The sequence below is a fragment of the Allopusillimonas soli genome (assembly GCF_004153445.1).
Lineage (GTDB): Bacteria > Pseudomonadota > Gammaproteobacteria > Burkholderiales > Burkholderiaceae_B > Allopusillimonas > Allopusillimonas soli.
This window is the reverse complement of the sequence record NZ_SDQC01000001.1, coordinates 1211440-1230534: the sequence shown is the minus strand read 5'-3', so window position 1 is coordinate 1230534 and position 19095 is coordinate 1211440. Positions and strand designations below refer to the sequence as shown.

Sequence of the window (19095 nt, the reverse complement as noted above, 5' to 3'; positions counted from 1 at the left end):
GTTCCTCTGTTGAGTGTCGCCGGCTCAATGGCCAGCGCATGTATGAATCGTTAAGAGTGGGTTTTCTGGGTAGCAGCACAGGCGTCGACCTTTACTGGCGAGCATGGGTTTCCGCCGCAGCAGTTATCGGTCAGATACGCCAGAAGCGAATTCATGGCTTCGTATTCCGTTGAATAAAATACAAAACGACCTTCTTGGCGCGACGACACCAGTCCTGCATTGACCATTTCTTTCAGATGAAAGGAGAGCGAGGAGGGCGCAATCCCCACCAATTCCGACAGTTGCCCTGCCGGCAGGCCGGCAGGACCGGCCTGCACCAAGTAGCGATAGGCCTCCAGGCGAGACTCATGGGCAATGGCGGCCAGCGCGCGGACTATACTTTTTGCTTTCATTGTTCAATAATACTCGAAATGTTAAATTTATGGAACCGTTATGAGCAATATCACGATCTACCACAATCCCGACTGCGGCACCTCACGTAACACGCTGGGCTTGATTCGCAATGCAGGTATAGAGCCCACTGTCATCGAATACCTGAGAACACCGCCATCCCGTGAGGCGCTTGCCGATTTAATTCAACGTGCCGGGTTAACGGTGCGACAGGCGTTACGTGAAAAAGGCACTCCGTTTATGGAGCTGGGCCTGGATAATACGGCCCTTACTGATGCGCAATTGCTCGACGCGGTGCAAGAGCATCCCATCTTAATGAACCGACCTTTCGTTGTTACGCCATTGGGGGTACGCCTGTGCCGGCCTTCGGAGATGGTTCTTGATATTCTTCCTCAGGCCCAGCAGGGGCCCTTCATCAAAGAGGATGGGGAAGTTGTCATTGATGAGCGCGGCCAACGCGTACGTTAACGACGCTTCACCTTCCTGCACCACCTAGTACTTTTTTCTATTAGTTTGAGAATGTTGATGACCAGTTATTCTTCACCCGCCGATTTGACTTTGCCCATAGCCGACGAGACCCTGTTGGATACGCCCACTCATGACAAGCTTTCCTTGTCGGGCGGGGCAACCCATCCACCACGTATTCTTCTACTCTACGGTTCGCTGCGTGAGCGCTCATACAGCCGCCTCCTCACCGAAGAAGCGGCGCGCATACTGACCCGCTTGGGTGCCGAAACCCGCATCTTCGATCCACATGGGCTGCCGATGCCCGACAGCGTCGCCGCAGATCATCCTAAAGTGGCCGAGTTGCGTGCGCTGTCAAACTGGTCCGAAGGGCAGGTGTGGTGTAGCCCAGAGCGTCACGGCACCTTAACCGGGGTGTTTAAGAGCCAAATCGATTGGCTGCCCCTGGAATTGGGAAGCGTGCGCCCGACCCAAGGCCGCACTTTGGCTGTCATGCAGGTCAGCGGCGGATCCCAGTCTTTCAACGCGGTCAACGCATTACGGGTGCTGGGTCGTTGGATGCGCATGGTGACGATTCCGAATCAGTCATCAGTGGCGAAGGCTTACCAGGAGTTCAATGAGGACGGACGGATGAACCCTTCGCCGTACTACGACCGTGTCGTGGACGTCATGGAAGAGCTGATGAAGTTTACCTTGCTGGTTAGGGACCGCAGCGATTATTTGACTGATCGGTATAGCGAACGCAAGGGCGTGGCTGCCGAGGTCGCCCACTTAGCGCAGCGCGCTATGGAGCAAGAGGCGCAGACCACGGAAAGCTGAATCAAGGGAATGTCAATTAGCTGCGGTGTGCCTTGGGTATATCAGAGTATGGCAATCAGAAGCGCTTAGCCGCTCACCCGCTCATCTTGTACGCTTTGTTTTGGTAAGCGTGCGGCCTCAATATTGTGCCGCTTCATTTTCTCCCATAAGTTTTTCCGCGAAATCTTAAGCGCGTTGGCTGTTTCGGTGATATGGCCCTGAAAACGTATCAACATTTCTTCGATATAAAGCCGTTCGCAGGCATCTTGGTAAATATTGAGCGCTGCATCTTCACCGGGAAAGGCCGTGTTCAGAGGCACGGTTCGTTGCCAATCGGAAGCGAAAATGTCGTTAGGAAGTAGAACGGCGTTCGGACTGACCAGACAGGCGTGCTCGATTCTGTTGTGCAATTCGCGGATGTTGCCCGGCCATGAATATTCTTGTAGTCGTAATTGGGTGAGCGGATGCAAAGATTTTGGGGGCTCATTCAGACGCTGGGCCATAGCGCTGATAAAGCGCTGCGCTAGCCAATAAACGTCTTCTGGACGTTCCCTAAGGGGTTTGACATGCAACGTGACAACATTTATTCGGTAGTACAAGTCTTCTCGAAATAGACGTTCCTTGACCATGCTTTCCAGATCACGGTTCGTGGCACAGACCAGATCGAATTGCGTTGCAACATCTTGCTCGCCGCCAAGACGCCGAATGCGCTTTTCTTGTATGGATCTTAGCAATGTGGCTTGTAACGGAAGGGAGAGTTCACCCACTTCATCCAGGAACAGCGTTCCACCGTTGGCCTGCTCAAGATAACCGCGCTTTTGCTTATCGGCACCCGTGAAAGCGCCACGCTCAAAGCCAAAAAACTCCGCTTCAGCTAGCGTGGGCGCAACCGCTCCACAGTTCACCGCTACAAACGGACGTTCGATGCTGGTTGAGTCGGCTTTGCGATGAATGAGCCGCGCAAGAACCTCCTTGCCAACCCCTGACTCTCCTGTAATAAGAACCGACGACGCTCGCCCGGCAATTCTAGGGACAAGCTGGGCTAATTCTTGGGCGGCAGTGGAAACCCCCAAAATATTTTCGTCTGACAGATGTGTATTAACTTCATGATTGACGGTTAGTTCTCGAATAGTTTGCACTAAGCGGGGTAGGTCGAAGGGCTTCGTTATGTAATCTCGCACACCCAGCTTGAGCATGTCTACGGCGCGCTCAACAGTGGCATATGCCGTCATGAGGATGAAGGGCGGAAGACTATGGCCGTCCTGAAGCATCTGCATATATAGCGCGTCACCATCCAAATCGGCCAGCCGCACATCGCTGAGGACCACTGCGTAGTCATTGGCAAGGATGGCGGCTCGTGCCGCATAGGCGCCAAAATGCCAGTCCACCTTGAAGCCTTCCAACTGGAAACGTTCAACGAGCGACTCGCCCATGATCGGATCATCCTCGATCAGGCAAATATGAGGACCAATCATGCTTGACCTCCCAAAGATGGTGAGTTTAAAGGAAGGGTAACCGTAAAGCGGGTGAACCCCGGCTCACTGCTTACTTCAATCGTACCGCGTAACTGCGTAATGATCTGATATGTCACCCACAAACCGAGGCCATGTGAATTACGGTTCAGTGTTGGCTCTACGGGATATGGCTCGAAGAGGTGGGGTAGAGCAGCTTCGGGAATATGCTGTCCTGAATTGGATATCTCGATAGTGAGCGATTCGGTAGTGCGCTGAACCAAACAACTCACACTGCCTTCTGGCTCGACAGCATTTTTCGCGTTAAGAAGCAGGTTAAGCGTCAGTTGCCGTACTGAGTGGGCGGGCAACTCAACAGCAAGATTGGGTTGAACATCCCATAGCAATCTGGCGTGCCGTGCATTGAGCTCCGGCTCAATGAGCGTGCGTAGATCCTCCCAGTCGGCCGGCAACATTCGCGAGGCATCGAGTCGTGCTTCCACAAGTAATGCCCCCACCGTATGACGGATCTGGCTCAATCCGCGACGCACCAGTTCAACAGTCTTGGTGGTCAGCCTATCAGGCGTTCCGTGCGTCTGAAGCGTGTCAAGCGCATTGATCATCCCGCCAAGTGGGTTATTGATTTCATGCGCAACGCCAGTGGCGACCCGGCCTACCGCCGCCAGCCGTTCAGCAGCCACCATCTCGCGCTCAAGCGCTTCTTTGGCTTCAAGCTCGTTCAACATGCCTGAAAACTGCTGGCCCAGCACGCCTATCTCATCGGTGCCTGTCGTGTCCAAGGAGTGCCGAATACTGCTCAGCGGCTCGCGGCCTACGCGTTTCATTGCTTTTGCCAGTGAAAGCAGAGGTCGGGCGACTTGATTGCCCCATGCCCATCCGATGAGCAGCAACAGAATAATCCCGGGAATACTGATCCAAAATACTCGAGTGAGCAGGCTGGAAACACGCTGTCGCCAAGCGCTTACATCGTATGAAACCAACACGTATCCGGCGATGCCTGCGTCGTCGGACCGAACGGCGGTTCCCGCAACCCCCGGGACTTGAGAAAAGTAACCCGAATATCGAAAATAAAACGACTGCGACGGATTGCGAAGTGCGGCGACTGCGTGCGTCAGCTCATCAGGTAGCGCAGCGAGCGATGTCGAGATCGGGTAGTGTTTAGGGTCGGATGCTGCGTATACGTTGAAATCTTGATCCAGAACGATGATCGCTTGCACGCCCGAGACGGGGCCTGTTGCATCGACCGGAATTCGAATGGCTTCATACGCACGCCAAAGATCATCGCGTCTAAGTGGTTCGCGCACTGATAAGGCCAGCATGCGAATAAGGGCTTGTGCCCCTTGGCGCATATCCTGGCGCATTGCCGAATATGACGTCTGTATGAAGGTCGCTGTCACCACGAGCTCTGTGGCCAGAATGGCTGCGGCCAATGCTAAGGGAGCCTTGTATCGATAGCTCATGTGGCGAAATGGACGACGCCAACTGAAGGAGCTCATTTCGCACTCATCGAGTCGGCCTCCGCGGCCAACGTACTCGCTCCAGCGGTCTGGTTTAGCTTTCTGATGCCATCATACAAAGAATCCGTGCCGTTCACGAATCGATCAAGAGCGAGTCGGCCAAGTATCATTCTCCCATCGTTGCGTTCATGCATTTGCAAAAGCGCGGCATTCAATGCGTCGAAGGTTGATGCAGGCATTTCTTTACGTGCCACCAGAGGTGGGAAGCCATATTCGGGAGATTGCCATACCTTGCGCGCGCCAGAGGCCCAGGCTGGAAACTGGGCAATAATCGTATCCCACACATAGCTGTCTACGGCACCACCATCTGCCAGCCCGGCAGCGACCGCTTGCACCACTTTGCGATGAGCAAAAGTAAAGAATGACTTGCGAAAGAAAGTTGACGGATCTTCATGGCGAGCCAATAGCTCCGTGCGGGGAATGAGAAACCCTGAATTAGATAAGGGATCGCTATAGGCGAAAACTTTATCCTCTAGTCGCGTAATGGCTTTCGTTTTTTGATCGCTATCCGGAACGATTAAGTAAGAACAATACAAGGGTGCTCCCTTGTATTGGGGTACAGCCACCAAGCGCAACTGATTTGAATTAAGCACGTAGGGATAACCGCAAATCCAGGCGGCATCAATGTGACCACGTAGCAAAAGCTCAACAATCTCTCGATAGCTTCGTCGCTGTACGAATTGCACTGCTTGGCCCAGCGTTGCTTGCAGATCAGCGCGCCAAATGTCCAATAGCTGGAGCTGATTGTCGAGAAAAACGGCCGTGGTGCCAATTCGTAGGGTGGCCTGATCAGCTTCCCGGCTCCATGCAGGAGCCACGCGTGCACCCACTGCGGCAACGCCAGCAGTAAGCAGACGACGACGGACGTTACCGTTCGGTAACGACAGGTTCTGATCGCCACTCAGAACGTTACCGTTTGGTCTCCGAAATCCCACCATTCTTGTCTTCTCCGAGCGTACCTGACGTGAGTTGATAGTTGGCACGCGTATTGCGTAATCAATATACAGGTTACCGACCACCGTTCATTGTTTCAATAGGAATTGCCCCCATGTCCGACTCTACGACTATCAATCGACGCGGTTTTCTTAAGCTCAGTGGAGGCAGCGGTGTCGCAGCGGCCGCTACCTTGGTGCCATTCACGAGTGCCAATGCTCAGACATCGCCGGCCGACCCCTCCAAAACTACGTTGGATTATCCGAGCAAAGCCGTCACGGCTGCCCAAAAGCTGACGGTTGAGGCTCCGCTCTCATTCAGTTATCCCGACGAACGCTCACCATGTACCGCGATCAAACTGGGATCCCCTGTCCCAGGAGGAGTCGGCCCTGATCGCGATATTGTCGCGTATAGCACCCTGTGCACCCATATGGGCTGCCCGACAATCTATGACAACAACACTAAAACGTTCAAGTGCCCATGTCATTTCAGCGAGTTCGACGCAGAGAAGGCAGGCCAGATGATTTGCGGACAGGCAACAGAGAATCTCCCGCGCGTTCTATTGCGGTATGACGAAGCCACTGACACCGTTTCAGCCGTTGGGGTCGATGGGCTGATCTATGGACGTCAAGCCAACATAATTTAATTCGGAGATAAATGTCATGCCAGCCAAAAAAGATCGCATCACCTTGCCGCCAGTAAACGCCCAGCGTACAAATATGACCTGTCATTTCTGTATCGTCGGCTGCGGCTATCACGTGTATAAGTGGCCCGAACAGAAAGAGGGCGGTCGAGCGCCCCAAGACAACGCCTTGGGCCTAGATTTTCGTCAGCAGCTGCCGCCATATGCCACCACGCTGACCCCAGCCATGACCAACGTCATTACCGAGCACGATGGCAGTCGCCACAACATCATGATCCTGCCGGATAAGGAGTGTGTCGTGAATGGCGGGCTAAGCTCGACCCGCGGTGGCCGGATGGCAACGTATATGTACACCCCTGAAGGCGATGGCAAGGATCGGCTCAAGCAGCCGCGTCTATATGCTGCCGATCAGTGGGTGGATACCTCTTGGGATCAAGCCATGGCGCTCTACGCCGGGTTGCTCAAAAAAACGCTGGATAAGTATGGACCGGAAGGCATTGTGTTTTCCTGTTTTGATCACGGTGGGGCTGGCGGCGGGTTTGAGAATACATGGGGTACTGGCAAGCTGATGTTCTCGGCATTGCAAACCCCCATGGTTCGCATCCACAATCGCCCCGCGTATAACTCTGAGTGTCACGCCACCCGTGACATGGGCATCGGCGAGCTAAATAATGCTTACGAAGACGCGGAGTTCGCGGACGTGCTTTGGTCCATAGGCAATAATCCTTACGAGTCGCAAACCAATTACTTCCTTCAACATTGGGTGCCAAACCTCTATGGTCAAACCAGTGGCAAGAAGAAAGAACGGTTTCCCGATGAGGAGTTGCCCCCGACACGGATCATATTTGTAGACCCCCGCGAAACGCCGTCCATCGCCATTGCGCGCCAGGTTGCAGGCAAGGAGCGTGTGCTGCATTTGGCGATTGAACCGGGCACGGACACGGCTCTGTTTAATGGCCTTTTTACCTATGTGGTGGAGCAGGGCTGGATAGACAAACCATTCATTGAACAGCATACATCTGGATTCGATTCGGCCGTACAGACCAACCGCCTATCACTTGAGGAGTGCAGCAAGATTACTGGCGTGCCCCTCGAGGATCTCAAAATGGCGGCGGAATGGTCGTATAAGCCTAAGAAGACAGGCCAGATGCCGCGCAGTATGCACGCCTATGAAAAAGGCATCATTTGGGGCAATGACAATTACGTCATTCAGTCGGCACTGCTCAGCCTGGTTATAGCGACCCATAACGTTGGCCGTCGCGGTACAGGATGCGTACGCATGGGTGGTCACCAAGAAGGCTACACTCGGCCGCCCTACCCAGGCGACACAAAGATTTATATCGACCAAGAGCTGATCCAGGGCAAAGGTCGCATGATGACCTGGTGGGGCTGCAATAACTTTCAGACCAGCAATAATGCGCAAGCGTTGCGAGAAGCGGTACTAAAGCGATCAGCCATTGTCAAAGAGGCGATGCAAAAGGCGCGAGGGGCCAGCACCGAAGAGATGGTTGATATCATTTATCAGGCAACAGAGAAGGGCGGGTTATTTGTCGCAAGCATCAATCTTTACCCGACCAAGCTTGCCGAAGCCGCCCATCTATTGCTGCCGGCAGCACATCCTGGAGAGATCAACCTGACGTCGATGAATGGAGAGCGGCGTATTCGTTTATCCGAGAAGTTTATGGATGCTCCAGGTTCTGCGATGGCCGATTGCCTCATTGCGGCAAAGATCGCCAATACAGTACGCGCACTTTACGAGAAAGAAGGCAACTCGGCGATGACCGAGCGCTTCAATGGTTTTGACTGGAAGACGGAAGAAGATGCCTTCAATGATGGATTCCGTCAAGCAGGTCAGCCAGGAGCGCCGAAGATCGATAGCCAAGGCGGCGACTCTGGCCATCTGGTTACCTATGAACGTCTGCGGGCCACCGGCAATAACGGCGTACAGCTTCCCGTCAAGTCTTATACCGATGGAAAGTTTGTAGGCACAGAGATGCTCTATACCGACTCAAAGTTCGACACAGAGGACGGGAAAGCGCATTTTCTGCCCGCACCATGGAATGGTTTGCCTGAAACCGTTGCGGCTCAAAAGAAAAAATATAAGTTCTGGCTCAACAATGGGCGAAACAATGAGATATGGCAAACCGCTTATCACGATCAATACAATAGCTTCGCCCAAGAGCGCTATCCCATGGCCTACATCGAGATTAATCCCGATGATTGCCAGGAGCTCGGTGTAGCGGCCAGCGACATCGTGGAAGTCTATAACGACTTCGGTTCCACGTATGCCATGGTGTATCCAGTCGCACAGATCAAGCGCGGCCAGACGTTCATGCTGTTCGGTTACGTAAACGGCATTCAAGGCGACGTAACCACGGATTGGACTGATCGAAACATAATCCCTTATTACAAGGGCACATGGGGCAACATTCGTAAGGCCGGCACCGTCGAAGAGTTCAAACGAACGGTCAGCTTTAAAGACCGTCGATTTGCGATGCCCAAGCCGGCATAAAAAGGAGTACTTCGATTAGTCGTATGCCGCCCTGCTTTATGAAAACTTAAAGCGGGGTTTTTTGAAAAAACGATAAAGCCAAGCATGAACGAACACTTATTGCATGACCATCGCCCAATACGTATACCGGCAGTAGTCAAAGGCGATGTGGCCCCAAGCGAGCCTATCTTACTGGACCAACATGCGAGGCCATTACGAGACCTGCGTATCTCCGTCACCGATCGATGTAATTTTCGATGTACCTACTGTATGCCACGGTCGGTGTTCGGGAAAGATTTTCAGTTTCTTCCGCGCAGTGAGCTATTGACTCACGAAGAGATCGAGCGGGCTGCCAAAGTATTCGTGAGTTTAGGAGTAGAAAAAATCCGTATCACAGGTGGCGAACCACTACTGCGCAAAGACGTGGACATGTTGGCCTCAAGGCTTGTGGCGCTCACAACAACCGAGGGGCGCCCTGTTGATATTTCATTGACCACAAATGGGGCGTTGCTAGCGCGTAAGGCACAAAGCCTTGCGAAAGCAGGTGTCAAGCGCTTGAATGTAAGTCTGGATGCGATAGATAACGCGGTATTCCAGAGAATGACGGACGCTGACTGGACCGTCGATGACGTGCTGCAGGGTATTGAGGTTGCAAGATCTGCAGGTATTGCTCCCATAAAAATCAATATGGTGGTCAAGCGCGGCGTCAACGATGACCAAGTTCTCCCCATGGCCAAGTATTTTCGTGGCACCGGCCACATCTTGCGCTTCATCGAATTTATGGACGTGGGAAATACCAATCAATGGAACAGAAGTGCGGTATATCCGTCGTCAGAGCTCATAGCTCTGTTGCATCGGTACTTTCCGTTGGAGCCCGTGTCACCTTCTGCTAAGGGAGAGGTGGCTAAGCGTTGGCGATACGTAGATGGCCAGGGGGAAATCGGAGTGATTTCTAGTGTGACCCAGCCATTCTGCGGGGATTGCACTCGAGCCCGGTTAGCATCGAACGGCAGGCTTTATCTCTGCCTATTCGGCCAGCAGAGTGTGGACTTGCGCGCCTTGTTACGTGAGTCAGACGATGATGATGCCTTACGGGAAAAAGTCGCATCCGTATGGATCCAAAGGACAGATAGGTATTCAGAAGCGCGGGGATTTAGTCCTGTTACATATTCGCCACGAGTCGAAATGAGCCATATTGGTGGATAGGTATACCCGTTTTCGGTGTCCTGGACACCGTTGCGTTCGAGCATGCGAACGACACTTTGCATGCTCGAACTAGGGGTGCGTTTCCTGAGTTTCCGGCCAGTGGTGAAAAGCGGCTATCCCTTCGAAGGCTGCCGCGCTGATGTAGCTGATGTTGAGCATACGTCGTAGCCGAACTCTGACGTATGCTCAACATTTCGTTGCTGGTGACAATATCTCGAATGTTGTCGCCTCAGCAGTCGAGCGTGCACTAATCTTTCCCCCATGTGCTTCCACAATCGATTTAACAATCGCTAAGCCAAGGCCTGCGCCTTCACCAGTACGCTGTCGCGATGCGTCAGGTCTATAAAAACGCTCAAAAATGTGTGTGATGTGTTCGGGAGGTATGACGGGACCGGGGTTCTGAACACAAAGCCTGATATTCGTAGATTCGACTTCGAAGATTGCTGTAACGGTGCCTCCTGCAGGCGTGTATCGAATCGCGTTCGATAACAGGTTGCTCAATGCCCGGCGTATCATCAGCCGATCTCCGATGATGCAACCCCGTGGCCCCACAAGCTTTAAGCCCACCTCGCGCTCTTCGGCCCAGGCGCCAAAGTAGTCGAAAAGGATCCGCATCTCGGCCTGAAGGTCGATTTCAACGAGCTCAGGCTTAAGTAAATTGTTGTCGGCCTTAGCGAGAAACAGCATATCGCTGACCATTTTGGCCATGCGTTCGTACTCTTCTAAGTTCGAGTACAGAATCTCCCGGTACTGTTCGACGCTGCGGGACTGAGAAAGTGCGACTTCAGTTTGGGTTTTCAGATTCGTGATGGGGGTTCGAAGCTCATGCGCAATGTCGCCTGAAAAATCGGAGAGACGGCGGAAGACATCCTCAAGCCGCTCAAGCATTCCGTTGAAAGACATTGCGAGCTCGACCAGTTCAGTAGGCACGGCTTGTGGTTCGAGTCGTATATGCAGCTGATCAGACCTGATTTTTCGGATTTCGCGGCTGATGCGCCGTATCGGTGCATGGCCTTGATGCACCGCGAGCCACGTCGCCAAAATCGCAATGAGACAGGCCGCAACCGTGATGATTCGAAGGTAGTCCCGAAAGCTGTCCAGGTAATGCAGATGGAAATTGATGCCCGTGGCGACTGCGATGGTTAAGGTGCGTGGTGCAGGGAAACTGTCGCTCCCGCTGCGTAGTACAGCTCCTCGAAATGTCTCGCCGTGGTCTTGCCATATGCCAACCGTGTCGATAGTGATTTTCTCTACAGGCTGAGCGATTCTAGCAAACCTGTCCAAATTTGATCCCGGCGTAGCATAGATCAGGGCACCGGAGTCCGAGGAGATACGATATTGAGCGTTATGGTGGCCGGACACGGCATTGGCAAACCGCTGATTCAATTCAGCAGATGCTATATCAGGCGGCAGCGTGGCTAGCGTGTGCTTTAAGGCCTGAACGACGGCATTCAGTTCATCAACATCTTGCTGGATAAAGTGGTTGTTGATTGACCGCTCTACGATCCAGCCGAATGTGAGTAGTACGACTGTTATGACCGCCCCAATAGAAACGGTAAGCCGTACAGCTAGAGATGCCGGACGTCTTTTCATCAACTATTCCGGAAGCGTCACGTCGAGCATGTAACCCATGCCGCGCACCGTGTGGATAAGCTTAGGATCAAAGTCGTCATCGATTTTGGCGCGTAGGCGTCGGATCGCCACATCGATGACATTGGTGTCGCTGTCAAAGTTCATGTCCCAAACCTGGGAAGCGATCAACGAGCGAGGCAGCACTTCGCCTTGCCGGCGTACCAAGAGCTCCAACAAGGCAAACTCTTTGTTCGTAAGATTAATACGCACGTTTTGGCGCTGAGCTCGGCGGCGCGGAATATCGAGAACGAGATCGGCGATCTGTAACTGATCCTGGAAAGCAGGAGTGGCGCCCCGCCTTAATAACGTACGAACGCGCGCTAGGAGCTCTGAAAAAGCGAACGGTTTTACTAAGTAATCGTCCGCGCCCAGCTCTAGCCCTTTGACCCGATCTTCCACGCTATCCCGGGCAGTCAGAAAAAGTACCGGCGTTGACGATTTCGCATCACGTAGCGCCTGGACGATACGCCAACCGTCCACATCGGGCAGCATGACGTCCAAGATAATCAAATCGTAAGAACCAGTCAGGGCCAAATGATGCCCGTCTAAGCCAGTGCGTACGAGGTCCACAACGAAGCCGGACTCAACTAGCCCTTGGCGTACATAATCACCGGTTTTGGTCTCGTCTTCGACCAGCAGCAACTTCATGGGTTCGATCCTGTAGGTCCATCGGTTATCGCGAAAGGAAGAGCGTTCTGCCGTCCATTGTCAGACTTTAGTGCGATGGCGCTGACGGCAACATGACGCCGACATTACAAAATTGTAATGCTACGGTAGAAGCCGTCATGGGCACGGCTGAGTTTGAACGAAAATGCTAGCATTTATAAGCAAATTGCTGCCGGTAAGGCATCCAAGTTGCTGCATGAGGGAAGTGGCCCGCATGACGGTGCCACATGATGATCAAACCTCAACCTTGTTGGAGATCGATATGCCTCATGAAAAGTTTCAATCCTGCATAGACGCTTGTTATGCCTGCGCGACTGAGTGCGACCACTGCGCAGCCTCATGCCTGGGGGAACAAGATGTCAAAGCCATGGCGCGGTGCATAAAGCTCGATATGGATTGCGCACAAATTTGCCGCCTGGCCGCCAGCTATATGGCCAGGGGCAGTGAATTCGCCCAAGCACTTTGCCGTCTGTGCGCGGATGTCTGCCAAGCTTGCGGTGATGAATGCGCAAAACACCAAATGGATCACTGCCAGCGCTGCGCTGAGGCTTGCCGCAGATGTGCTGAAGAGTGCAGGCGGATGGCGCAGATGGCCTTAGGGGCCTAGCAAGCAGGATCGCTGCCCTCACCAGCGGTGCGGGCCAACGAAAAAAATTGAGGCCGGGGCGCATCATTGCACCTTGGCCTTTTAAGCTTTACGCGACGGGCTGTACCCTGCCTCGCGAATGGCTTGTTCTACTACGTCCGCGTCGGGAACCCCCTCCACGCGTACGGCGCGCTCGGCCAGGTCAACCGAAATGACAGCCTCGGGTGCAACGTCTTTGACAGCGGCCGTAACGGCGCCCACGCAGTGCCCACAGGTCATGTCGTTCACTTCAAACTGAATCATTTTTTCCCTCTATTGGTAATTCATCCAACCGAATAAACTACAGGATAAACATTCCCATAGTGGCAATGTCAACGGTTATGGTGTTTTTTGCCGCCTCTTGCAAATAGAACGGACTTTGCCTCGGACAGGGTGAAGTGATGTGGTGATTTATACATATCGCAACAAATCCATTGCCTCCGTCGCGTTCTTTTTATAGATGACAAAGATGTAATGCCCGCGCAACCTTTCTGACAGCGACGGACCGTTACAGTAGGCTCGTTCCTAGACTGAATTCCAGTGGGTGCAAGCAAAAGGAGAGCCGACAATGAAATGCGATGTGAAGACGATGTTGAAAGGCGGTCTTGGGCTGGCCGCGCTGATTGCAGTGGCGTATGCGGCCCTGCCTGTCGCGCGGGAGTGGATCGCTGCGGTGAGCCCATTCTTATTCTTTCTGATTTGTCCGTTGATGATGCTTTTCATGATGAAAGGCATGCAGTCGTGCCACAGCGACAACGCTTCAAAGAACGGTGGACCCACTCAAGTACAAATACCGGAAGGGACTAATGCTGGCGGGCACTCACGTCCGCCAGCTCCAGCGAACCGCTTTGATGCTTGAGCAGACCATGAGAACCAGACTCACGCGAATAGTCATCCTAGTACTAGCGGCAATTGGGTTGGTCGCTATTTTGGCTTTCGTTTTCATGGGCATCATGATGTTCTGGATGATGAGTGGTTGAAGTGAATTTCATTCGTTTGTTGTCTGCCCTGCTCGTACTGGCACTGGCGTGGCTACCTGGAATTAGTCCGGCGAAAGTCTCGGCAGTAGCTGCTAGCCCCACGAGTATTACCGCCTCAAGCTCCGCTTCCCCGACTCAGGGGATCTTCGATTCTATTCGCGGTTGGTTTGGTGACGAGGGTGCTGACCAAGAGCTGCTGCCGCCAGACGAAGCGTTCAAAGTATCGGTAAGGGCCAGCAAGGCCGATACGCTAGTCGCTACGCTCACTGCAGCAGACGGCTATTATCTTTACCGGGACAGGATCGCGTTTGATCTTCGGGAGTCGTCCGCCGCAGCGATCAAGAACGTCGTGCTACCTGAAGGTAAGGTCAAGGATGATCCCACCTTCGGTCAGGTGCAGGTGTACTACGGGTCCGTCCAGATCCCGATTACGTTGAATCGCCCAGCCGGCTCCATTTCCGAGGCGCTGACTCTGCAAGCGTCCTATCAAGGCTGTAACGACCCCACCGGCGTCTGCTATCCACCGATAGAGAAGACGCTGTCCGTACCACTTGTGGCGGCAGCTGGCGCGAGTTCCGGTTCTGGCGATGAGAGCCCCACGCCAGCGCAAGCGCGTAGTAGCGGCGTCCAGAGGGCAGCCGACGCTCCGGTGTCGGAGACGAACCTCGTTCGAGAATTATTCGCCCAAGACAATGCGTGGGCGCTCGTTGCCGCCTTCTTTGGTTTTGGCTTGGTTCTGGCGTTTACGCCCTGCATGCTTCCCATGATTCCAATTCTATCGGGAATGATCATTGGGCAAGGGCGCTCGATAAGCCGTCGTCACGCGTTTGGCCTTTCTTTGGCCTATGTGATGGCCATGGCCATTACCTATGCGCTCGCCGGTGTGGCCGCAGGATTAGCGGGCACAATGCTCTCGGCCTACCTGCAAAACCCCTGGGTGCTGGGCAGTTTTGCCGCCGTCTTCGTGCTGCTTGCGCTTTCCATGTTCGGCTTTTATCAGCTGCAGATACCCGCTTCCATTCAGACCCGCCTAGCGGGCGCCGCAAACCGGTCTGCTGGCGGAAGGGTCTTGAGCGTATCGGTTATGGGTGTGTTGTCCGCCGTCATTGTCGGGCCATGCGTTGCGGCACCGCTGGCTGGGGCGCTGCTTTACATTGGGCAGACAGGAGATTTTGTGCTGGGCGGCTTGGCGCTTTTCTCGCTTGCCATAGGGATGGGAGTCCCGCTTCTGATTTTTGGCACCACAGCGGGCGCACTGTTGCCAAAAGCTGGTCCGTGGATGAAGTCCGTGCAGAACTTTTTTGGCGTCACGATGTTGGCTGTGGCCATCTACCTGATTTCCCCGGTCATACCTGCTGTCGTCCATATGAGCTTATGGGCGGTCTTGCTCATTATTTCCGCGATGTACCTGAGGGCATTGGATCCCCTGCCTGACGGCTCGCCTGGCTTTGTGCGTTTGGGCAAAGGGATTGGGGTCATTGCACTCGTTTCGGGCCTTGCGTTGCTCATCGGTGTGCTGTCAGGCGGCCGCGATGTCTTGCAGCCCTTGGACGGTTTAAGAGGTCCAGGCGCTGCAGCCTCGCAGAATATCGGCTCGCCGGAGATGCAGTTTAAGAAAGTTACGAGCCTTGCTGACCTCGAGTCCGAAGTCCAAGCGGCCGAAGGCCGCTACGTCATGCTCGATTTCTGGGCAGATTGGTGCATCTCATGCAAGGAAATGGAGCGTTTCACGTTTACAGACGCTCAGGTAAGAGAGCGTCTCAAAGACGTTGTGCTGCTTAAGGCCGATGTGACGGCAAACAACGCAGATCATCAGGCACTACTTAAACGTTTTGAGTTGTTCGGCCCCCCCGGCATCGTCTTTTTCGACCGACAGGGTATGGAGATCGATTACCAAGTCATCGGGTTTCAGGCGCCGAAGAAATTCTTGCGTTCGTTGGGTTCCGCAATACCTCTCTAACCGCATCGCGTGCGATCCAGGCTACAGATTACAGAAAAGTAATGGAGCCGTCATTCGTGTGACAGCCGTACTTGATTAAAGTTAGGAATAGCAATTTGTCGGTTCGCCCAGAATGCGGCAGACGAAGCTCCGATCAACGATTCATTACAGGATTCTCCCCGCGTGAAACGCTCAACTACGCTAGCGGTTCCCCTCCCGGCTATACCTCGTCGCCGTTTTGTGCAAGGCCTTGTGGCCGGCGGCGTGTTGCTGGGCTTGTCGCCATTTGCCCGTGCCGCTGGAATGCAATCGGGCCGAACTAATACGGGTTCTGCGGCGGTACTGAGTGGGACCGAATTTAATCTGGAGATCGGTGAATCACCTGTGAATTTCACTGGTACGCCTCGTATGGCGACGACGGTCAATGGCTCGCTCCCGGCGCCCACGTTGCGTTGGCGCGAAGGTGATGCCGTCACTATTCGCGTCAAGAACCGCCTGAACGAAACCACCTCAATTCATTGGCATGGCATCATCCTGCCGTTTCAAATGGACGGGGTGCCCGGCATCAGCTTTGCGGGAATCCCGCCCGGCGAAACGTTCACGTATCGGTTCAAGGTGCAGCAAAGCGGCACGTATTGGTATCACTCGCACTCGGGCATGCAAGAGGCCACAGGGGTTTATGGGGCGATCATTATCGACCCGGCACAAACTGACTCCATACGGGCCGATCGCGAGTATGTCGTCCAACTCTCTGACTGGACCGACGAGGATCCGATGCGGGTTCTGGCCAAGCTTAAGATGCAGGGCGACTACTACAACTACAACCAGCCCACGGCGGTCGATTTCTTTCAAGACGCCTCCCAGATGGGCCTGAAAGCGGCTATCGACAAGCGCAAGATGTGGAACGAGATGCGCATGAGCCCCACGGATTTGGCCGATCTGTCCGCGAACGTGCTGACCTACCTGATGAATGGGACGACGCCGGCGGGCAACTGGACTGGGCTATTCCGGCCTGGAGAGCGGGTGCGGCTGCGCTTTATCAACGGCGCGGCTAATACTTTCTACGATGTACGCATTCCGGGCCTTCAGTTGACCGTCGTTCAAGCCGACGGGGTCAATGTGGAGCCCGTTACGGTGGACGAGTTCCGATTTGGGCCCGGAGAAACCTACGATGTATTGGTACAACCGAAGGACGACGCTTACACCGTTTATGCGCAAGCAATGGACCGAACAGGGTATGCGCGCGGTACGCTAGCCACGCATGCCGGTCTCGAAGCGCCAGTACCGGCGCTCGACCCCGTGGAATGGTTGACCATGGCGGACATGATGGGCGCTATGGGCGGAGGCATGGCAGGAATGAGCCATGGCGCGGCCAGCCAATCGTCCGGTGGCATGAGCCATGAAGGCATGGCCGGAATGGGCCACGGCAATATGGCTGGGATGAATCACGGCAGCATGCAAGGTATGAATCACGCAGGCATGTCAGGCATGGACCACGGCGCTATGTCTGCGGCCGGCGCCAGCACCCAAGTACGCCATGCCAGGACCGAGTATGGGCCCAGCATTGATATGCGGGTCGATATGCCGCGCACCAACTTGGACGATCCCGGCATTGGACTGCGTAATAACGGCCGGCGCGTATTGACGCTTTCGGACTTGCACACCGTGGGCGGTGCGATGGATCCGCGCGGCGCAGAACGTGAAATCGAGCTGCACCTAACCGGCAATATGGAGCGCTATACCTGGTCGTTCGATGGTGTCGAGTTCGGAAAATCAACCCCGGTTCATTTCCGTTACGGCGAACGCGTCAGGGTCATCTTGCATAACGACACCATGATGACGCACCCCATGCATTTGCACGGCATGTGGAGTGAACTGGAAACGCCGGACGGCCAATTTCAGGCTCGGCGCCACACCATTCCCGTGCAACCGGCTCAGCGTATCAGCTTTCTTGTAACTGCCGATGCGCTTGGACGCTGGGCATGGCATTGCCATCTGATGCTGCACATGGATATGGGCATGTTTCGCGAAGTGGTGGTGGCATGAAGACAACGAACAACACGCTAGGCATCCTGGTCATGAACAATCAATTGAAGAAGAAATTCCTTGCCGCAGCCATCGCTTCAGTAGGGGCGATGCCCGTGTTTGCCTATGCGCAGGCGCACTCGGGCCACGCCGGCCATACCCCATCGCCGCCCACGACAAGCGCGCCGGCGACGGCTTCAGGCATGAATCATGGCTCTATGAACATGTCCGATAAGGATCATGGCTCCATGGGTATGTCGGGTATGAATCATGGTTCGATGGACATGTCTGGTATGGACCATGGCGCGGAGAAGGCTCCAGCTCAGGAGCATGACGCCATGCAAATGCCCATGAAGCAGGCCGATCCTGGCAAAAGTGCCCCCGCCATGCCCGGAATGACGCATGGTCAGTCCAATTCTAATGCGCCAGTCTCTGCGCACAATATGGGTGCCATGGACCATGGCGGCGGCGAAATGGATCATGGCGATATGCAGATGCAGGGTGGCTCGGCCCCGCCAGATGCCCGCGATCCAGACGCCTACTCCGATGGCTACGTGCGTAATGCGGGCAAGTATGCGTTGCCGCCTTCGGATGCGCTAATGATGTCGGACATGCATGCCTTCGGTTCCGTGAGCTTCGACCGGTTGGAATACGTCAGGGCGCGCGGGGAGGAATGGGCAGCCTATGAAGGCGAGGCGTGGTACGGCAGCACCTATAACCGCGCCGTGATCAAGGCCGAAGGGGAAGTGGCCAGCGGCAAGCTGCAAGAGTCCGAGACGCAACTGCTGTGGCGCCATGCGGTCTCAACGTTCTGGGATACGGAACTGGGCGTGCGATTTGACCATGGCCAAGGTGCACCAAACCGGGAATGGTTGGCATTCGGCTTCAAAGGGCTTGCGCCTTACTGGTTCGAAGTCGATGCCACCGCCTATGTCGGCGCTAGCGGGCGAACCGCTCTGAGGCTGAAGACGGAATACGACATCTTACTGACTCAAAAGCTCTACCTTCAGCCAAGCGTAGAAGTGAATTTCCATGGCAAGGACGATGAGCGCTGGGGCATTGGCAGCGGCTTGACAGACGGCACGGCGGGCTTACGCCTTAAGTACGAAGTCACGCGTCAGTTTGTTCCCTACGTGGGCGTGGAGTGGTCCAGCAAATTCGGGAAAACAGCGGATTACGCACGCGCAGAAGGCGAATCCAAACAGGAAACCCGTTTTGTTGCCGGCTTGAGCTTTCGCTTTTGATGTTGTCTTTCACATTTTCACATGGGCGGCTTAAAACGGCTGCCTACCAAAACAATCTCTCCAAGAGAC

At 54.4% G+C, this 19095-nt stretch carries 17 protein-coding genes; 10 read left to right on the top strand and 7 right to left on the bottom strand.

Annotated features, from left to right (window positions below; genetic code table 11):
- Window positions 1–50: 50 nt before the first annotated feature.
- A complete protein-coding gene (locus ERD78_RS05760) occupies window positions 51–392 on the bottom strand; it encodes an ArsR/SmtB family transcription factor (RefSeq protein WP_129968248.1) in 342 nt (113 codons plus the stop codon).
- 40 nt (window positions 393–432) lie between these two features.
- On the opposite strand from ERD78_RS05760, the gene arsC reads away from it, so the two are divergent.
- On the top strand, window positions 433–858 hold the full coding sequence (gene arsC, locus ERD78_RS05755; protein ID WP_129968247.1) for an arsenate reductase (glutaredoxin): 426 nt from the start codon (window positions 433–435) through the stop codon (window positions 856–858).
- Between the two features lie 57 nt (window positions 859–915).
- A complete protein-coding gene (arsH, locus tag ERD78_RS05750; protein WP_129968246.1) occupies window positions 916–1674 on the top strand; it encodes an arsenical resistance protein ArsH in 759 nt (252 codons plus the stop codon).
- Between the two features lie 65 nt (window positions 1675–1739).
- On the opposite strand, the gene ERD78_RS05745 is transcribed toward arsH, so the two are convergent.
- The 3 genes from ERD78_RS05745 to ERD78_RS05735 are packed head-to-tail and all read right to left on the bottom strand — an operon-like array spanning window position 1740 to window position 5580.
- Window positions 1740–3128 carry a sigma-54-dependent transcriptional regulator gene (locus ERD78_RS05745; protein WP_129968245.1) on the bottom strand — a complete coding sequence of 463 codons (1389 nt, stop codon included), beginning with the start codon at window positions 3126–3128 and terminating at the stop codon, window positions 1740–1742.
- Window positions 3125–4621: a sensor histidine kinase gene (locus ERD78_RS05740; RefSeq protein ID WP_129968244.1), complete on the bottom strand. Its 1497-nt coding sequence runs from the start codon at window positions 4619–4621 to the stop codon at window positions 3125–3127. The genes ERD78_RS05745 and ERD78_RS05740 overlap by 4 nt, the downstream gene beginning before the upstream one ends.
- Entirely contained in the window at window positions 4618–5580 is a 963-nt protein-coding gene (locus ERD78_RS05735) for a substrate-binding domain-containing protein (protein ID WP_129968243.1), read from the bottom strand. The genes ERD78_RS05740 and ERD78_RS05735 overlap by 4 nt, the downstream gene beginning before the upstream one ends.
- 110 nt (window positions 5581–5690) lie before the next feature.
- Between ERD78_RS05735 and ERD78_RS05730 the strand changes: the two genes are divergently transcribed.
- From ERD78_RS05730 to moaA, 3 genes are all read left to right on the top strand, one after another.
- On the top strand, window positions 5691–6221 hold the full coding sequence (locus tag ERD78_RS05730) for an arsenate reductase (azurin) small subunit (RefSeq protein ID WP_129968242.1): 531 nt from the start codon (window positions 5691–5693) through the stop codon (window positions 6219–6221).
- Window positions 6222–6237: 16 nt separating this feature from the next.
- Window positions 6238–8730, top strand: a complete 2493-nt coding sequence (locus ERD78_RS05725; protein ID WP_129968241.1) for an arsenate reductase (azurin) large subunit — start codon at window positions 6238–6240, stop codon at window positions 8728–8730.
- An 84-nt stretch (window positions 8731–8814) separates the two neighbouring features.
- Window positions 8815–9915: a GTP 3',8-cyclase MoaA gene (gene moaA, locus ERD78_RS05720; RefSeq protein WP_129968240.1), complete on the top strand. Its 1101-nt coding sequence runs from the start codon at window positions 8815–8817 to the stop codon at window positions 9913–9915.
- A 186-nt stretch (window positions 9916–10101) separates the two neighbouring features.
- Here moaA and ERD78_RS05715 read toward each other — a convergent pair whose 3' ends face one another.
- Complete coding sequence (locus ERD78_RS05715) at window positions 10102–11508, bottom strand: Cu(+)/Ag(+) sensor histidine kinase (RefSeq protein WP_129968239.1); 1407 nt, start codon at window positions 11506–11508, stop codon at window positions 10102–10104.
- Between the two features lie 3 nt (window positions 11509–11511).
- Window positions 11512–12195 carry a heavy metal response regulator transcription factor gene (locus ERD78_RS05710; RefSeq protein WP_129968238.1) on the bottom strand — a complete coding sequence of 228 codons (684 nt, stop codon included), beginning with the start codon at window positions 12193–12195 and terminating at the stop codon, window positions 11512–11514.
- Between the two features lie 280 nt (window positions 12196–12475).
- Between ERD78_RS05710 and ERD78_RS05705 the strand changes: the two genes are divergently transcribed.
- A complete protein-coding gene (locus tag ERD78_RS05705) occupies window positions 12476–12820 on the top strand; it encodes a four-helix bundle copper-binding protein (protein WP_129968364.1) in 345 nt (114 codons plus the stop codon).
- An 81-nt stretch (window positions 12821–12901) separates the two neighbouring features.
- Here the strand turns inward: ERD78_RS05705 and ERD78_RS05700 are convergent, their stop codons facing one another.
- Window positions 12902–13102 (bottom strand): heavy-metal-associated domain-containing protein, encoded by a 201-nt coding sequence (locus ERD78_RS05700; protein WP_113933153.1) that lies wholly within the window; start codon window positions 13100–13102, stop codon window positions 12902–12904.
- A 304-nt stretch (window positions 13103–13406) separates the two neighbouring features.
- Between ERD78_RS05700 and ERD78_RS05695 the strand changes: the two genes are divergently transcribed.
- The 4 genes from ERD78_RS05695 to ERD78_RS05680 all read left to right on the top strand — a co-directional run bounded on the left by ERD78_RS05695 (window position 13407) and on the right by ERD78_RS05680 (window position 19026).
- Entirely contained in the window at window positions 13407–13697 is a 291-nt protein-coding gene (locus ERD78_RS05695) for a DUF2933 domain-containing protein (protein ID WP_129968237.1), read from the top strand.
- Window positions 13698–13810: 113 nt separating this feature from the next.
- Window positions 13811–15778 carry a protein-disulfide reductase DsbD gene (gene dsbD, locus ERD78_RS05690; RefSeq protein WP_129968236.1) on the top strand — a complete coding sequence of 656 codons (1968 nt, stop codon included), beginning with the start codon at window positions 13811–13813 and terminating at the stop codon, window positions 15776–15778.
- 162 nt (window positions 15779–15940) lie between these two features.
- The gene (locus ERD78_RS05685; RefSeq protein ID WP_129968235.1) at window positions 15941–17803 is read left to right on the top strand and encodes a copper resistance system multicopper oxidase; all 1863 of its coding nucleotides are present in this window, start codon (window positions 15941–15943) and stop codon (window positions 17801–17803) included.
- Window positions 17800–19026: a copper resistance protein B gene (locus ERD78_RS05680; protein WP_129968234.1), complete on the top strand. Its 1227-nt coding sequence runs from the start codon at window positions 17800–17802 to the stop codon at window positions 19024–19026. Before ERD78_RS05685 ends, ERD78_RS05680 begins: the two co-directional genes overlap by 4 nt.
- Window positions 19027–19095: the final 69 nt, after the last annotated feature.

Coding starts and splice junctions, on each gene's coding strand:
- ERD78_RS05760 (WP_129968248.1), bottom strand. CDS start 392: ATGAAAGCAAAAAGTATAGTCCGCGCGCTGGCCGCCATTGCCCATGAG.
- arsC (WP_129968247.1), top strand. CDS start 433: ATGAGCAATATCACGATCTACCACAATCCCGACTGCGGCACCTCACGT.
- arsH (WP_129968246.1), top strand. CDS start 916: ATGACCAGTTATTCTTCACCCGCCGATTTGACTTTGCCCATAGCCGAC.
- ERD78_RS05745 (WP_129968245.1), bottom strand. CDS start 3,128: ATGATTGGTCCTCATATTTGCCTGATCGAGGATGATCCGATCATGGGC.
- ERD78_RS05740 (WP_129968244.1), bottom strand. CDS start 4,621: ATGAGCTCCTTCAGTTGGCGTCGTCCATTTCGCCACATGAGCTATCGA.
- ERD78_RS05735 (WP_129968243.1), bottom strand. CDS start 5,580: ATGGTGGGATTTCGGAGACCAAACGGTAACGTTCTGAGTGGCGATCAG.
- ERD78_RS05730 (WP_129968242.1), top strand. CDS start 5,691: ATGTCCGACTCTACGACTATCAATCGACGCGGTTTTCTTAAGCTCAGT.
- ERD78_RS05725 (WP_129968241.1), top strand. CDS start 6,238: ATGCCAGCCAAAAAAGATCGCATCACCTTGCCGCCAGTAAACGCCCAG.
- moaA (WP_129968240.1), top strand. CDS start 8,815: ATGAACGAACACTTATTGCATGACCATCGCCCAATACGTATACCGGCA.
- ERD78_RS05715 (WP_129968239.1), bottom strand. CDS start 11,508: ATGAAAAGACGTCCGGCATCTCTAGCTGTACGGCTTACCGTTTCTATT.
- ERD78_RS05710 (WP_129968238.1), bottom strand. CDS start 12,195: ATGAAGTTGCTGCTGGTCGAAGACGAGACCAAAACCGGTGATTATGTA.
- ERD78_RS05705 (WP_129968364.1), top strand. CDS start 12,476: ATGCCTCATGAAAAGTTTCAATCCTGCATAGACGCTTGTTATGCCTGC.
- ERD78_RS05700 (WP_113933153.1), bottom strand. CDS start 13,102: ATGATTCAGTTTGAAGTGAACGACATGACCTGTGGGCACTGCGTGGGC.
- ERD78_RS05695 (WP_129968237.1), top strand. CDS start 13,407: ATGAAATGCGATGTGAAGACGATGTTGAAAGGCGGTCTTGGGCTGGCC.
- ERD78_RS05680 (WP_129968234.1), top strand. CDS start 17,800: ATGAAGACAACGAACAACACGCTAGGCATCCTGGTCATGAACAATCAA.